General features: G+C 70.8%; 12 protein-coding genes. 6 read left to right on the plus strand and 6 right to left on the minus strand.

What is annotated here, in order from left to right:
- Positions 1–11 precede the first annotated feature (11 nt).
- The 5 genes from carB to pyrR are packed head-to-tail and all read right to left on the minus strand — an operon-like array spanning position 12 to position 7131.
- Positions 12–3299, minus strand: coding sequence for a carbamoyl-phosphate synthase large subunit (carB, locus tag AB0J69_RS53130; protein WP_364134963.1), 3288 nt, complete (start codon positions 3297–3299; stop codon positions 12–14).
- The gene (gene carA / locus AB0J69_RS53135) at positions 3286–4392 is read right to left on the minus strand and encodes a glutamine-hydrolyzing carbamoyl-phosphate synthase small subunit (RefSeq protein ID WP_364134966.1); all 1107 of its coding nucleotides are present in this window, start codon (positions 4390–4392) and stop codon (positions 3286–3288) included. The genes carB and carA overlap by 14 nt, the downstream gene beginning before the upstream one ends.
- Complete coding sequence (locus AB0J69_RS53140) at positions 4389–5675, minus strand: dihydroorotase (protein ID WP_364134968.1); 1287 nt, start codon at positions 5673–5675, stop codon at positions 4389–4391. The genes carA and AB0J69_RS53140 overlap by 4 nt, the downstream gene beginning before the upstream one ends.
- Complete coding sequence (locus tag AB0J69_RS53145; protein WP_364134971.1) at positions 5672–6589, minus strand: aspartate carbamoyltransferase catalytic subunit; 918 nt, start codon at positions 6587–6589, stop codon at positions 5672–5674. The genes AB0J69_RS53140 and AB0J69_RS53145 overlap by 4 nt, the downstream gene beginning before the upstream one ends.
- Complete coding sequence (gene pyrR, locus AB0J69_RS53150) at positions 6586–7131, minus strand: bifunctional pyr operon transcriptional regulator/uracil phosphoribosyltransferase PyrR (RefSeq protein ID WP_364134974.1); 546 nt, start codon at positions 7129–7131, stop codon at positions 6586–6588. Before pyrR ends, AB0J69_RS53145 begins: the two co-directional genes overlap by 4 nt.
- A 274-nt stretch (positions 7132–7405) precedes the next feature.
- Between pyrR and AB0J69_RS53155 the strand changes: the two genes are divergently transcribed.
- The 6 genes from AB0J69_RS53155 (at position 7406) to AB0J69_RS53180 (ending at position 13704) form a co-directional block, all read left to right on the plus strand.
- Complete coding sequence (locus AB0J69_RS53155) at positions 7406–8650, plus strand: arginine deiminase (protein ID WP_364134977.1); 1245 nt, start codon at positions 7406–7408, stop codon at positions 8648–8650.
- Positions 8651–8668: 18 nt separating this feature from the next.
- Entirely contained in the window at positions 8669–9673 is a 1005-nt protein-coding gene (argF, locus tag AB0J69_RS53160) for an ornithine carbamoyltransferase (RefSeq protein ID WP_364134997.1), read from the plus strand.
- Entirely contained in the window at positions 9674–10609 is a 936-nt protein-coding gene (arcC, locus tag AB0J69_RS53165; protein ID WP_364134980.1) for a carbamate kinase, read from the plus strand.
- 10 nt (positions 10610–10619) lie between these two features.
- Entirely contained in the window at positions 10620–12041 is a 1422-nt protein-coding gene (locus AB0J69_RS53170) for an amino acid permease (protein ID WP_364134983.1), read from the plus strand.
- On the plus strand, positions 12042–12908 hold the full coding sequence (locus AB0J69_RS53175) for a universal stress protein (RefSeq protein WP_364134986.1): 867 nt from the start codon (positions 12042–12044) through the stop codon (positions 12906–12908).
- A gap of 301 nt (positions 12909–13209) precedes the next feature.
- The gene (locus AB0J69_RS53180) at positions 13210–13704 is read left to right on the plus strand and encodes a transcriptional regulator (RefSeq protein ID WP_026214021.1); all 495 of its coding nucleotides are present in this window, start codon (positions 13210–13212) and stop codon (positions 13702–13704) included.
- A 540-nt stretch (positions 13705–14244) separates the two neighbouring features.
- Here the strand turns inward: AB0J69_RS53180 and AB0J69_RS53185 are convergent.
- Entirely contained in the window at positions 14245–15021 is a 777-nt protein-coding gene (locus tag AB0J69_RS53185; protein ID WP_364134989.1) for an SAV_6107 family HEPN domain-containing protein, read from the minus strand.
- Between the last annotated feature and the right edge of the window lie 442 nt (positions 15022–15463).

The following is a 15463-nucleotide window of genomic DNA, read 5'->3' on the forward strand; positions in this document are numbered from 1 at the left end:
CCCGTGCGGGGTCAGCCCCGGAGTGCCTGTGCGTGCTCCTGGAGGGACCGCACGCCGACGTCGCCGCGTACGATCGCCTGGATGCCCGCGGCCGCCGCGGCGAGCCCGGCAACCGTGGTGATGCACGGGATGCCGCGCAGCACGGCGGCCGTGCGGATGTCGTAGCCGTCGAGCCGCGGCCCCGACTGCCCGGGGCTGCCGAAGGGCGTGTTGACGATCAGGTCGACCTCGCCGTCGAGAATGGCCTGCACGCTCGTGGGCTCACCTCCGGGACCCGTTCCCTCGCTGTGCTTTCGCACGATCTTGGCATGGACGCCGTTGCGGCGCAGCACCTCGGCGGTCCCCTCGGTGGCCAGGATCTCGAATCCGAGATCCGCCAGCGCCTTCACAGGAAAGATCATCGCACGCTTGTCCCTGTTGGCCACGGATACGAACGCGCGTCCCTTGGTCGGCAATTCGCCGTAGGCGCCCGCCTGGGACTTGGCGAAGGCGATCCCGAAGAACTCGTCGATGCCCATGACCTCGCCCGTGGAGCGCATCTCGGGCCCCAGGACGGTGTCCACGCCGCGGAACCGGTTGAACGGCAGCACCGCCTCCTTGACCGCGATGGACGCGTCGAGAGGCAGCGTCCCGCCGTCGCCGGTGGCGGGCAGCATGCCCTCCTCGCGCAGCGAGGCGATCGACGCGCCGAGCATCACCCTGGCCGCCGCCTTGGCCAGCGGCACCGCCGTGGCCTTGGACACGAACGGCACGGTACGGCTGGCGCGCGGGTTGGCCTCCAGGACGTACAGGACGCCGGCGGACATGGCGTACTGGACGTTCAGCAGCCCGCGCACGCCCACCCCGGCGGCGATGGCCTCCGTGGCGGCGCGGATGCGCTTGATGTCGTGGCTGCCGAGCGTGATGGGAGGCAGGGCGCACGCCGAGTCGCCGGAGTGGATCCCGGCCTCCTCGATGTGCTCCATGACGCCGCCCAGGTACAGCTCCTCGCCGTCGTAGAGGGCGTCCACGTCGATCTCGATGGCCTCGTCGAGGAACTTGTCCACCAGCACCGGGTGGCCGCCCTCCTGGGCCGCCATGTACGTGGTGAGCGTCTCGTCGTCGTACACGATGGCCATGCCGGCCCCGCCGAGCACGTACGAGGGGCGTACGAGGACGGGGTAGCCGATCTCCTCGGCGATCTCCAGCGCCTCGGACACGGTCAGCGCCGTGCCGTGCTTGGGCGCGGGCAGGCCCGCCTCGGCCAGCACCCGCCCGAACGCGCCGCGCTCCTCGGCCAGGTGGATGGACTCGGGCGAGGTGCCGACCACGGGCACGCCGGCGTCCTTGAGCGCCTGCGCCAGCCCGAGCGGCGTCTGCCCGCCGAGCTGCACGATCACGCCCGCCACCGGGCCGGTCTGCTGCTCGGCGTGGACGACCTCCAGGACGTCCTCCAGCGTGAGCGGCTCGAAGTAGAGCCGGTCGGAGGTGTCGTAGTCGGTCGAGACGGTCTCGGGGTTGCAGTTGACCATGACGGTCTCGAACCCGGCCCTGGACAGCTCGAACGAGGCGTGCACGCACGCGTAGTCGAACTCGATGCCCTGGCCGATGCGGTTGGGCCCGGAGCCGAGGATGATGACCTTCTGCCGCTCCCCGGTGGGGACCTCGTTCTCCTCGTCGTACGTCGAGTAGAGGTAGGGCGTCTTGGCGGCGAACTCGGCGGCGCAGGTGTCGACGGTGTTGTAGACCGGGCGCAGCCCGAGCGCGTGCCGCAGGTCGCGCACCCTGGCCTCGTCGATGCCGCGGATCTCGCCGATCTGCACGTCGCTGAACCCGAGGTGCTTGGCCCGCTCGAGCACCTCGGCGGTCAGCTCGGCCGCCTCGGCGACCGCGCCGGCCTCCTCGTGCAGCAGGAAGAGCTGGTCGATGAACCACGGGTCCACGTTCGTGGCCGCGAACAGCTCCTCGGGCGTGGCGCCGGCCCTGATGGCCTGCTGCATCGTGCGCAGCCGGCCGTCGTGCGGCGTGCGGCAGGCCTCCAGCAGCTCGTCCTTGGGCCGGACGTCGCCCGCCCAGGTGAAGGACGAGTCCTTCTTCTCCATCGACCTCAAGGCCTTCTGCAGCGCCTCGGGGAAGGAGCGGCCGATGGCCATGGCCTCGCCCACCGACTTCATGTGCGTGGTGAGCGTCTGGTCGGCGCCCCGGAACTTCTCGAACGCGAAGCGCGGCACCTTCACCACGATGTAGTCGAGCGTCGGCTCGAAGGAGGCCGGGGTCTCCTTGGTGATGTCGTTGGGGATCTCGTCGAGCGTGTAGCCGATGGCCAGCTTGGCCGCGATCTTCGCGATCGGGAAGCCGGTGGCCTTGGACGCCAGCGCGGAGGACCTGGACACGCGCGGGTTCATCTCGATGACGATCATGCGCCCGGTGCTCGGGTCCACCGCGAACTGGATGTTGCAGCCGCCGGTGTCGACGCCGACCTCGCGGATGACCGCGATGGCGACGTCGCGCATGTTCTGGTATTCGCGGTCGGTCAGGGTCAGCGCGGGCGCGACGGTGACGCTGTCGCCGGTGTGGACGCCCATCGGGTCGATGTTCTCGATGGAGCAGACGATGACGACGTTGTCGGCCTTGTCGCGCATGACCTCCAGCTCGTACTCCTTCCAGCCGAGGATGGACTCCTCCAGGAGCACCTCGGTGGTCGGGGAGGCGTCGAGCCCGGCGCCGGCGATGCGCCGCAGGTCCTCCTCGTCGTAGGCGAAGCCGGAGCCGGCCCCGCCCATGGTGAACGAGGGCCGCACGACCACGGGGTAGCCCAGCTCGCCCGCGGCGGCCAGGCACTCCTCCATCGTGTGGCAGATGAGCGACCTGGCCGACTCGGCGTTGAGGCCGCGCTCGCGGGCGACCTTGGCGACGATCTCCTTGAACCGCTCGCGGTTCTCGCCGGCCTGGATGGCGTCGAAGTCGGCGCCGATGAGCTCGACCTCGTATTTGTCCAGCACGCCCGACTCGTGCAGCGCGACCGCGGTGTTGAGCGCGGTCTGGCCGCCCAGCGTCGGCAGCAGCGCGTCGGGGCGCTCCTTGGCGATGATCTTCTCGACGAACTCGGGGGTGATCGGCTCGACGTAGGTGGCGTCGGCGAACTCCGGGTCCGTCATGATCGTCGCCGGGTTGCTGTTGACCAGGATCACCCGGAAGCCCTCGGCCCGCAGCACGCGGCACGCCTGGGTGCCCGAGTAGTCGAACTCGCACGCCTGTCCGATCACGATCGGCCCCGAGCCGATCACCAGGACGGACCTGATGTCATCACGCTTGGGCACGGCTCATGACCTCGCAAAACTCGTCGAAAAGGTAGGCGGCGTCGTGGGGGCCCGCGGCGGCCTCGGGGTGGTACTGGACGCTGAAGGCCCGCCCGTCGAGCAGGCGCAGGCCCTCCACGCAGCGGTCGTTGAGGTTGACGTGGCTGACCTCGGCCGGCCCGTACGGGGTCTCGAACGGCCCGTCGAGCGGCGCCTCCACGGCGAACCCGTGGTTGTGCGCCGAGATCTCCACCTTCCCGGTGCGCACGTCCTGGACCGGCTGGTTGACCCCCCGGTGCCCGTAACGCAGCTTGTACGTGGACAGCCCCAGGGCCCGCCCGAAGATCTGGTTGCCGAAGCAGATCCCGAAGAACGGGACCCTGGCCTCCAGGACCTTCCGGAGGGCGGAGACGTCCACGGTGGCCGGGTCGCCGGGCCCGTTGGACAGGAACACCCCGTCCGGCTCGACCGCCATGATCTGCTCGAACGTGGCGTCGGCGGGCAGCACGTGCACCTCGCAGCCGCGCTCGGCCATGCGGTGCGGCGTCATGCCCTTGATGCCCAGGTCCACGGCCGCGACCGTGAAGCGCTTGGCGCCGACGGCGGGGACGACGTACGGCTCGGCCGTGCTGACCTCCGGCGCGAGGGCGGCGCCCTCCATGCGGGGCGCGTGGCGCACGCGCTCGACCAGCTCCTCGACGGGCTCGGCCGGGGCGCTGAAGATGCCGGCCCGCATCGCGCCGCGCTCGCGCAGGTGGCGGGTGAGCGCGCGGGTGCCGGGGATGGCGATGCCGACGACCCCCTGCTCCTTGAGGTAGTCGCCGAGCGAGCGGTTGGCCCGCCAGTTCGAGACCACCCTGGAGGGCTCGCGCACGACGTATCCGGCCACCCAGACGCGCCGCGACTCGGGGTCCTCGTCGTTGACGCCGGTGTTGCCGATGTGCGGCGCCGTCATGGCGACGATCTGCCGGTGGTAGGAGGGGTCCGTCAGGGTCTCCTGGTAGCCGGTCATGCCGGTGTTGAAGACCATCTCGCCGAACGTCTCACCTTCGGCGCCGTATGGGGTCCCGTGGAAGACGCGGCCGTCTTCCAGGACGAGCACCGCTGTGTTCAAACCAGCTTCCCTTCGAGAACGGTCGGCCTGCCGCGCAGGAACGTGGCCACTACCCGGCCAGGCAGCGTCATCCCCTCGTATGGGGTGTTCCTGCTCTTCGACGCGAAGGCGGCGGGGTCCACCTTGGTGCGTACGGACGGGTCGTAGAGCGTGATGTTGGCTGGAGCCCCCGCCTCCAGCGGCCGGCCGTGGCCGCCGAGGCGGCCGATGCGGGCGGGCACGACGGACATGCGCTGGGCGATGCCGGCCCAGTCGAGCAGGCCCGTCTCGACCATGGCCTCCTGGACCACGCTGAGCGCCGTCTCCAGGCCGACCATGCCCATGGCCGCGGCCGACCACTCGGTCTCCTTGTCCTCGACCGGGTGCGGCGCGTGGTCGGTGGCCACGATGTCGATCGTGCCGTCGGCCAGCGCGGCGCGCAGAGCCTCGACGTCGGCGCGGGTGCGCAGCGGCGGGTTGACCTTGTAGATCGGGTTGTACGCGCCGACCGGCGACTCCTCGACGAGGTCGTCGGTGAGCAGCAGGTGGTGCGGGGTGACCTCGGCGGTGATGTTCCAGCCCTTGGACTTGGCCCAGCGGATGATCTCGACCGAGCCGGCCGTGGAGACGTGGCAGACGTGCAGCCGGGAGCCGACGTGGGCGGCCAGGAGGCAGTCGCGGGCGATGATCGCCTCCTCCGCGACGGCCGGCCAGCCGGTGAGGCCGAGCCTGCCGGAGACCACGCCCTCGTTCATCTGGGCGCCGGAGGTGAGCCTGGGCTCCTGGGCGTGCTGGGCGATGACGCCGTCGAACGCCTTGACGTATTCCAGGGCGCGGCGCATGAGGACCGCGTCGTCCACGCACTTGCCGTCGTCGGAGAAGACGCGCACGCGGGCGGCCGAGTCGGCCATCGCGCCCAGCTCGGCGAGCTGCCTGCCCTCGAGCCCGACGGTGACCGCGCCGACCGGGTGGACGTCGCAGTGCGCGAACTCGCGCCCGAGCCGCCACACCTGCTCGACCACGCCGGCCGTGTCGGCGACGGGCGAGGTGTTGGCCATGGCGTGCACGGCGGTGTAGCCGCCGCGGGCGGCCGACTGGGTGCCGGTCTGCACGGTCTCGGCGTCCTCGCGGCCGGGCTCGCGCAGGTGGGTGTGCAGGTCGACGAGGCCGGGCAGCGCGATCGCGCCCGCGCCGTCGACGGCCTCGGGCCCGTCGAGTGCCGGGCCGATCTCCGCGATCACCCCGTCGGCGATCCGGATGTCGGCCGGCTCCCCGCCAAGAATCCTGACATTTTTAATGATCATGCGATCTCTCCCCCGAGGAGCAGATACAGGACGGCCATGCGGATGGTCACCCCGTTGGCGACCTGTTCGACGATCGTGGACCGGGCCGAGTCGGCCACCTCGGCGGCGATCTCCATGCCCCGGTTCATCGGCCCGGGGTGCATGACGATCGCGTCGTCGGGCATCTTGGCGAACCGGTCGCGGTCGAGGCCGTACCGGCGGGAGTATTCGCGCTCGCTCGGGAAGTACGCGGCGTTCATCCGCTCTTTCTGCACCCGCAGCATCATCACCACGTCGGACTTGGGCAGCACGGCGTCGAGGTCGTACGACACCTCGCACGGCCAGCTCCCGACGGAGACGGGCAGCAGCGTGGGCGGCGCGACGAGCGTGACCTCCGCCCCCAGCGTGTGCAGCAACAGCACGTTGGAGCGGGCGACCCGGCTGTGCAGCACGTCGCCGACGATGGTGACCCGGCGCCCCTCCAGGCCGCCCAGGCGGCGGCGCATGGAGAAGGCGTCGAGCAGCGCCTGCGTGGGGTGCTCGTGGGTGCCGTCGCCGGCGTTGACGACGCTGCCGTGCACCCAGTTGGCCAGGCGGTGCGGCGCGCCCGAGGAGCTGTGGCGGATGACGACCGCGTCGGCGCCCATGGCCTCCAGGGTGAGCGCGGTGTCCTTGAGCGACTCGCCCTTGGACACGCTCGACCCCTTGGCGGAGAAGTTGATCACGTCGGCGGACAGCCGCTTGGCCGCCGCCTCGAACGAGATCCGCGTCCGGGTGGAGTCCTCGAAGAACAGGTTGACCACCGTGCGCCCGCGCAGCGTGGGCAGCTTCTTGATGGAACGTTCCGAGACCCTCGCCAGCTCCTCGGCGGTGTCGAGGATGAGCAGCGCGTCGTCCTTGGTCAGGTCTCCGGCGGAGATCAGGTGCCGGTTCACTTGGCGCCCCCCTTCATGAGCAGCACGGCGTCGCGGCCGTCGATCTCCTGCAGGTAGACCTTGACCTTCTCGCTCTTGGCGGTCGGCAGGTTCTTGCCGACGTAGTCGGCGCGGATGGGCAGCTCGCGGTGACCGCGGTCGACCAGCGTGGCGAGTTGTACGGCGGTGGGGCGGCCCAGGTCGTTGAGCGCGTCGAGCGCGGCCCGCACGGTGCGGCCGGAGTACAGGACGTCGTCGACGAGCACCACGACCCTGCCGTCGATGCCGTCGGACGGCAGCTCCGTGCGGCCGAGCGGGCGGACCGGCCCGCGCCGCAGGTCGTCGCGGTACATCGTGATGTCGATCGAGCCGACGGGGATCTTGACGCCTTCGAACTGCTCGATGCGGTCGCCGAGCCGGCGGGCCAGCGTCGCGCCGCGGGTCGGGATGCCGAGGAGGACGACGTCATCGGCGCCTTTGGTGCGCTCGAGGATCTCGTGCGCGATCCGGGTCAGCGCCCGATGGATGTCCGGGCCCTCTAGGACGGCCCTGGAATCGGACATGGCGAATCTCACCACCTTTCCCGCCTCACGGGACGGGTCTTAAAAGGGTGTTGGTCGGGACACACAGTACCAGGGGCTACCAGCTACAACGTGGGAGCCCCCGGTGACGCCCGTACGCGGAGCAACGGTCCGGTAGCGGATTCAGCCGACGTCCTCGATCAGGTAATTTCCCGGGCCGCCGCCGTGTCAGCGCCCCGCGGCCGGGGCACGTCACCGGCGCGCGGGGGCGGTCGGGGCGCGTGACTTCCGCTCCCTGGAGGGGGATACAGCAGAGATGACTTTCCATGTCGATTCCGAGGTCGGGCGCCTGCGGCAGGTGCTGCTGCACAAGCCCGACCTGGCGCTGAAACGGCTGACCCCGACCAGCAAGGACGCGTTCCTGTTCGACGACGTGCTGTGGGTCCAGCGCGCGATCGAGGAGCACGAGGAGTTCCAGCAGGTGCTCACCGCCCGGGGCATCCGCGTCCACCTGCTGGCCGACCTGCTCAGGGAGACGATCGAGATCCCCGAGGCCCGCAAGCACATCCTCGACGCGGTCATCGACGAGCGCTGGCTCGGCCCGGTCGCCCTCGACGACATCCGCAACACGCTCGACGGGATGGACTCCGCGACCCTGCAGGTCTACCTGACCGGCGGCATCACCAAGCGGGAGCTGATCGCGCTGGGCTGCGACCCCAAGGCGGTGACCTTCCACGCCACGGCCGACGACGACTTCATCCTGCCGCCGCTGCCCAACCACCTGTTCACGCGCGACACTTCGTGCTGGATCTACGACGGCGTGTCGATCAACGCGATGAAGAAGAAGGCCCGCATGCGGGAGACGGTCAACATGGAGGCCGTCTACATGTATCACCCGACGTTCGCCGGCGGCTTCAACCGGCCGGGGCAGGGCGGCTACCACTGCTGGATGCCCGGTCAGTCCGTGGCCCCGGCGACCATGGAGGGCGGCGACGTGCTGGTCATCGGCCGGGGCGCGGTGCTCGTCGGGATGAGCGAGCGCACCCAGCCGCAGGCGGTCGAGATGCTCGCGCAGCGGCTGTTCAGGGCCGGCTCCGCGCGGCGGATCGTGGCGCTCGACATGCCGAAGGCGCGGGCGTTCATGCATCTCGACACGGTGATGACGATGCTGGACGTCGGGGTGTTCACCAAGTACGCGGGCCTGGGCATGCTGCCGGCGTACACCATCGAGCCCGGCGCGACCTCCAAGGAGCTCGAGGTCACCGACCACCCGCCGCAGGACATGCACAAGGCCATCGCGCACGCCCTCGACCTGCCGGACATCACGGTCCTGACACCCACCCAGGACGTGTACGCCGCCGAGCGGGAGCAGTGGGACGACGGCTGCAACGGGCTGGCGCTGGAGCCCGGCGTGGTCGTGGCCTACGAGCGCAACGCCACCACCAACAACCACCTGCGCGACAACGGCATCGAGGTGATCACGATCAGGGGCAGCGAGCTCGGCCGCGGGCGCGGCGGGCCGCGGTGCATGAGCTGCCCGCTCGAGCGTGACGCCGTCTAGGGGGACCGCTTTTCCATGATGGCTTTCAACCTGCGCAACCGCAGCTTCCTCAAGGAGCTCGACTTCACACCGGGGGAGCTCGGCTTCCTGCTGCGGCTGTCGGCCGAGCTGAAAGCCGCCAAGTACGCCGGGACCGAGCGGCAGCGGCTCCGGGGCAGGAACATCGCGCTGATCTTCGAGAAGACCTCCACGCGCACCCGCTGCGCCTTCGAGGTGGCCGCCCACGACCAGGGCGCGCACACGACGTACCTCGACCCGCTCGGCTCGCAGATCGGGCACAAGGAGTCGGTCGGCGACACCGCGCGGGTCCTGGGCCGGATGTTCGACGGCATCGAGTACCGCGGCAGCAGACAGGCCCACGTCGAGGAGCTGGCCGCGCTGTCGGGCGTGCCGGTGTGGAACGGCCTGACCGACGAGTGGCACCCCACGCAGATGCTGGCCGACATGCTGACCATGCGCGAGCACAGCGACCGGCCGCTGCGCGAGGTGTCCTACGCCTATCTCGGCGACGCGCGCAACAACATGGGCCACTCGCTGCTGGTGACGGGGGCCATGTTCGGCATGGACGTACGGCTCGTCGCCCCCAGGGCGCTGTGGCCGGACCCCGCCCGGGTGGTCGGGCCGGCCGAGGAGCTGGCCGCGGCCACCGGCGCCCGGATCACCGTCACCGACGACCTGAACAGGGGCGTGCGCGGGGTCGACTTCCTCTACACCGACGTGTGGGTGTCGATGGGCGAGCCCGCCGAGGTGTGGGACGAGCGGATCAAGCTGCTGCTGCCGTACCAGGTGAACGACGCCGTGGTGAGGGCCACCGGCAACCCGTCGGTGCGCTTCATGCACTGCCTGCCCGCCTTCCACGACCGGGAGACGGCGGTCGGGCGCGACATCTACGACAAGACCGGGCTGGACGCGCTGGAGGTGACCGAGAGCGTCTTCGAGTCGCCGCGCTCGATCGTCTTCGACCAGGCCGAGAACCGGCTGCACACGATCAAGGCCATCATGGTCGCGACCTTGGGGGACTGAATGCGGGTCATCGTGGCACTGGGCGGCAACGCGGTGCTCAGGCGGGAACAGCGGCCGGACGCGGACGTCCAGCTCGCCAACGTGCGCACGGCCGTCAAGACGCTCGCCCGGCTCGCGGGCGAGCACGAGCTGGTCATCACCCACGGCAACGGCCCCCAGGTCGGCATGCTGGCCATGGAGAGCGCGGCCGACCCCAACCTGACCAGGCCGTACCCGTTCGACGCGCTCGGCGCGCAGACGCAGGGCCTGATCGGCTACTGGATGCAGCAGGCCCTGCAGAACGCGCTGCCCGGCAGGCAGGTGCTGGCCATGGTCACGCAGACGCTGGTGTCGGCGGTCGACCCGGCCTTCGAGCACCCGGCCAAGTTCGTCGGCCAGGTCTACGAGCAGGAGGAGGCCGAGAAGCTGGCCGCCGAGCGCGGCTGGACGGTCGGGCAGGACGGCCGCCACTGGCGGCGTGTGGTCCCCTCCCCCGCGCCGCAGCGCGTGGTCGAGACCCGGCTGATCCGCCGGATGATGGGCGAGGGCGTGATCGTGGTGTGCGCGGGCGGCGGCGGCATCCCCGTCGTACGCGACGAGCGCGGCCGGCTCACCGGCGTGGAGGCCGTGATCGACAAGGACCTCACCACCTCGATGCTGGCCGAGGCCCTGGAGTGCGACGCGTTCCTGAGCCTGACCGACGTGCCGCGCGTCATGCGGGACTTCGGCACGCCGCAGCAGAGCGAGATCGGTCACACCACGCCGCACGAGCTGCGCGCCCTCGACTTCCCGGCGGGCTCGATGGGGCCGAAGGTGGAGGCGGCCTGCCGGTTCGTGGAGACGACCGGCGACATGGCGGCCATCGGGAAGCTGGACGAGGCCGAGCGCATACTCGGCGGCTCAGCGGGAACGATCGTCACGCCCAACGGCAGGTGGCCGCTGACGAGCACGCTTTAGGGGGTGCCGGATGACCATGGCCACTCGGCTCCTGCGTACCAAGCCGACCGAGCGCATCGTGGCCGAGGGCGGGCACGGCGAGGGCGGCGAGCTGCGGCGCACGATGTCGCTGTGGCAGCTCACGCTGTTCAGCGTCGGCGCGACGCTGGGCACGGGGATCTTCGTCATCCTCGGGCAGGCGGTGCCCAAGGCGGGGCCGGCCGTGGTGCTGGCGTTCGTGCTGGCCGCGATCACGGCGCTGTTCTCGGCGCTGTCGTACGCCGAGCTGGCCGGGACGATCCCGGTGTCCGGGTCGTCCTACTCCTACGCGTACGCGACGCTGGGCGAGCTCGTGGCCTGGATCTGCGGCTGGTGCCTCATGCTGGAATACGCCGTGTCCGTGGCGGCGGTGGCCGTGGGCTGGGGCGAATACCTCAACTCGTTCCTGCGCTCCCTGTTCGGCTTCACGCTGCCCGAGGCGATCACCCGCTCCCCCGGCCAGGACGGCGGCGTAGTCAACGTCACCGCGATCGTCATCGTGGCGCTGGCCACGTGGCTGCTGCTGTACGGCGCCTCCGAGAGCGCCACCGCGAACGCGTTCTTCGTGCTCATCAAGATCGCGGTGCTGCTGTTCTTCTGCGTGGTGACGTTCACCGCCTTCCGGTCGGGCAACCTCGCGCCCTTCGCCCCCATGGGGGTGGCCGGCATCACGGCCGCGGCCTCGCAGGTCTTCTTCTCCTACATCGGCTTCGACGCCGCCTCCACGGCCGGTGAGGAGGCCAAGAACCCCAAGCGCGACCTGCCGCTGGCGATCATGCTGTCCCTGGCCATCGTGACGGCCGTCTACGTGCTGGTGGCCCTGGCCGCGGTCGGGGCCATGCCGTGGACCGAGTTCGACCCGGGCCGCACCGAGGCCAGCCTGTCGTACATCGCCGACCTGGCCATGGGCGCCACCTGGCCCGGCCTGATCGTCTCGTTCGGCGCGGTCATCGCGATCGCCAGCGTCGTGCTCACGGTCATCTACGGGCAGACCCGCATCCTGTTCGCGATGTCCCGCGACGGGCTCATCCCCCGCGTCTTCCAGAAGGTCAACCCCCGCCGCCAGGTGCCCATCGCCAACACCCTCATCGTGGCCGCGTTCATCTCCGTGCTGGCCGGGCTGGTGCCGCTCGGGCAGCTCGCCGAGGCGACCAGCATCGGCACGCTGTTCGCCTTCGCCATCGTCAACGTCGGCGTGCTCGTCCTGCGCTACCGCAGCCCCGAACTGCCGCGCAGCTTCCGCACGCCGCTGTTCCCGGCCACGCCGGTGCTCGGCGCGATCATGTGCGTGGTGGTCATGGCGGGACTGGCCGGGGTGACCTGGCTGGCGTTCGGGCTGTGGATGCTCGTTGGTCTGATCTGCTACTTCCTGTACGGCTATGGCCATTCGCGGCTGAATGCCGAGGTGGGGTGAATGAAGCTCGACAACGTGCTGGCCGGATACGTCCAGGGGAGCCGGGGCAGGGACGGGCTGGCGCTGGCCCTGCTGCTCAGGAACCAGGCGCACGCCCGCCTGACGGTGGCGACCGTCCAGCCGCCCGCCGCGTCCACGCCCGGCCCGGCCAGGGCCGAGGAGAGCGCGTGGCGCGCCTACCTGCGCGAGCAGTCCGAGGCGACGCTCGCGCAGGCCCGCGAGCTGGCCGGCGACGACGCCGAATACCTGACGCACACGCACCGGGGCAGCGGGCGCGGGCTGGTGGAGCTGGCGCGCAAGCGGGCCGCCGACGTCGTGGTGATCGGCTCGGCCCCGGGCGGCGGCAAGGGCCGCATCTCGGTGGGCAGCACGGCCGACCAGCTCCTGCACTCCTCCTCCGTCCCCGTCCTGCTCGCGCCGCGCGGCTACGCCGACGCGCCGCCGGCAGCGCTCGACCGCCTCACCGTCGCCTACCGCCGCGGGCCCGGCTGCGACGCCGCGGTCAAGGACGCGGCCAGGACGGCCGCGGCGCTCGACGTACCGCTGCGGCTCGTCACGCTGGTGATCAGCACGGGCCGGCGCGCGCGGATCGAGGAGGAGATGCTCGTACGCCTGCGCGACCAGGCTGCGGCCGACCTGCGTGCCGCGGCACGGGGTCAGCGCCGGCGCGCGCCCGTGGAGGTCGAGGTGCTTGAGGGCCGCAACGTGGCCCAGGCGCTCGGAACGACCTCGTGGCTGCCCGGCGAGATGATCATATGCGCTTCCAGCGACACCGGGCCACTCCGGCGGGTCTTCCTCGGGGACACCTCGATCAAGATCGTAAGGGCCTCGACCAGCCCTGTCATGATTCTCACCCGCCAGCCCTGACTCGCCGCGGCCCCTCGTCAAACTATGACGAAGTAGGGTTACCAGTGGGACATGGGGGGCGTTTGTGGCGATCCCTACCGGACCGGATTCGGCATCTTTTTTCCAATCAGCTTGACCTTAGGCGTCCACCCCTTTACCGTCACTGTGCGTAACCACACCGCGCGGCGTTCTGGGGTAAACCCAGGGCCATGGCTACCGATGGTGCCGAGCCTGGCACCAGACCCCCCGGTGGCCCGGGCATACGCCGCAAGGGAGCACAATCTACTGAGAGCGATACATACGAGAGCCGGGGGGCCACACGATGCCGTCTGAGTACGCAAAGTCGCTGGGTGCACGACTCCGCGCCATCCGCACCCAGCAGGGGCTGTCCCTGCATGGAGTCGAAGAGAAGTCGCGTGGCAGGTGGAAAGCCGTAGTCGTGGGCTCTTATGAGCGCGGCGACCGAGCGGTGACCGTGCAGAAGCTTGCCGAGCTTGCCGACTTCTACGGGGTGCCCGTATCCGAGCTGCTGCCGGGCGGCGCCGCCCCCAGCCCGCTCGGGCCGACACCCAAGCTTGTGATCGACCTGGAGCGCCTGGCCACACTGCCGAAGGAGAAGGCGGGCGCCCTCGCCCGCTACGCCGCGACGATCCAGAGCCAGCGCGGCGACTACAACGGCAAGGTGCTGTCGATCCGCCAGGAGGACCTGCGCTCCCTGGCCGTGATCTACGACAAGTCGCCGAGCGAACTGACCGAGGAGCTCATCAGCTGGGGCGTCCTCGACGCCGAGGCCCGCCGGGCCGTGGAGTCCTTCTGAGGCCTGTCCCCAGGCCGCACCACCGGCCTCGGTCCGCCCTTCCGGCGGGCCTGAGGTCGTCAGTTTGAGGTCGCCCGCTCGAACCGAGGGCCCGCCGCACACCGGCGGGCCCCTTGGCGTTGAGGCCCCTCCCGGCCGGGCCGCACGTGAGCAGACGGCACGCAGCCAGCAGGACGCACGCAAGCCGGCACGCGAGCAGTCGGCACGTGAGCAGACGGGGCGCAACCAAGCGGCCGCTAGCAAGCGGCGCGACAAGCGCCGCACGGCATGAGCCAGACGCCGCACGGCTTATCCAAGCGCCGCACGGTTTGACCGGGCGCCACATTGCTTAGCCACACGCCACCGAACGACGCGCGCGATCAGGCGCCTGCTATCCGGCGGTCGCCCGCGACCAAGCGGTGCTCGATCTCGCAGCGCGCGAGTAGGCCGGTCCCGGCACAGGGGGCCCGTGACCTGAGGCGCGCCGCTGTGGACGCGGGACCGAGGCGGCCTCCTGTCCAGCGGCCCGCGAGCCAAGTGGGCGCGGGGCGGGAGCCGGGGTCAGCCGGCCAGTGGCACGTCCACCGGGAGTTGGGGTTGGGACGGGACGCCCAGCAGGGCCTCGACCGTCGAGACGAACGTCTCCGCCTCGGCCAGGATCTCGTCGGCGTCGGCCGCCGAGATCCGGCGCACCATGCCGGCTTCCGCGGCGGCGCGCTTGTCGGCGGTCTGAGCGAAGTAGGCGGCCCACTCCGCCAGGTGCGGCTCCGCCTCCGGCAGCAGCTCCCATGCGCTGCGCAGCCGGCGTCGGCGCCCCTCCATGGGACGGGGATGGGCGGCCAGGATCGCCGCCGCCGCTCGGAGAGCTGCCAGGTGAGCGGCCACATATCGGGATGCCGGGGTGCGAGCGCCGGTCGCCTCCGCCAGGCAGGAACGTGAGTCGGTCAGGTGTGCCCGAACCGCAGGCGACAGCCGGGGCCCGGGCGTGTCTCTAGGCCGTGGTGCCATCTTGCGCGCCTCCTTGGAGTCGTGGGCGGCGGCCGGCGTCTCCGCCGGTGGAGCCAACAATCGCAGACGCCACCGACATTTCCGCCGGGCAGGCCGGACGAGGAGCTTCCCCTCTCCCCGTCCGGCCAGGACACGCCCACTCGTCTCCGCCGACGACGAGGACGCACCCTTCGCCCGTGGGCCTGGCCGCGGGGTATCGCTTGGGGAAGCGAACGGCCCGCGACCAGGTCCTGGTGACGTTGAGCCGCGAGCCTCACCGTCACTAGGTCGAACATAATTTCGATCACGCTCGGTGTCAACTGGTTCCACGAACATAGGTTCGATGACCATGAACGGAAAGGACCGACACGCGGCAAGGGGCGCCCTGTTCGCAGGAGTGAAGGCCCAGACCTCCCGTTTGCAGGGAGCCCAGAGCCTCCGGCTGTCAGGGGTGTGAGGGCCCGGTGTGTCGCACCGCCTTGCGGATCGCAGGGGTGGGGCCGGGGCAGTGCGGGTTGCAGGGACGGGGTCGGAGGCCTGGTGTGTCACTGGGCCCGCCGGGTGCCACAGGGCCCGCTGGTCACGGTGCCAGATGGGTTCGCCGGAGCGAAGTGTCGTGGGTCGCAGGGGCGAGGGCCTCGTGGGTTCATGGGAGGGCCTCGTGGGTTCACGGGATCGCGCGACGAACCTGCCGCCGCCCACTTCGCCGGAGGCGGCAGATGACAGGGCCGCCGCCCCCCGCAAGGGCGCGGCCGCCGCCGGGGGGGGGGTGCGGGGGGTGGGAAGGGGAAGG

The organism is Nonomuraea sp. NPDC049709 (assembly GCF_040674815.1).
In the GTDB taxonomy this organism is placed as follows: domain Bacteria; phylum Actinomycetota; class Actinomycetes; order Streptosporangiales; family Streptosporangiaceae; genus Nonomuraea.

Bases quoted from the DNA above. Each gene is read 5' to 3' on its own strand.
- AB0J69_RS53140 (WP_364134968.1), bottom strand. From the start codon at position 5,675: ATGATCATTAAAAATGTCAGGATTCTTGGCGGGGAGCCGGCCGACATC.
- pyrR (WP_364134974.1), bottom strand. From the start codon at position 7,131: ATGTCCGATTCCAGGGCCGTCCTAGAGGGCCCGGACATCCATCGGGCG.
- AB0J69_RS53155 (WP_364134977.1), top strand. From the start codon at position 7,406: ATGACTTTCCATGTCGATTCCGAGGTCGGGCGCCTGCGGCAGGTGCTG.
- argF (WP_364134997.1), top strand. From the start codon at position 8,669: ATGGCTTTCAACCTGCGCAACCGCAGCTTCCTCAAGGAGCTCGACTTC.
- arcC (WP_364134980.1), top strand. From the start codon at position 9,674: ATGCGGGTCATCGTGGCACTGGGCGGCAACGCGGTGCTCAGGCGGGAA.
- AB0J69_RS53170 (WP_364134983.1), top strand. From the start codon at position 10,620: ATGACCATGGCCACTCGGCTCCTGCGTACCAAGCCGACCGAGCGCATC.
- AB0J69_RS53175 (WP_364134986.1), top strand. From the start codon at position 12,042: ATGAAGCTCGACAACGTGCTGGCCGGATACGTCCAGGGGAGCCGGGGC.
- AB0J69_RS53180 (WP_026214021.1), top strand. From the start codon at position 13,210: ATGCCGTCTGAGTACGCAAAGTCGCTGGGTGCACGACTCCGCGCCATC.
- AB0J69_RS53185 (WP_364134989.1), bottom strand. From the start codon at position 15,021: ATGGTCATCGAACCTATGTTCGTGGAACCAGTTGACACCGAGCGTGAT.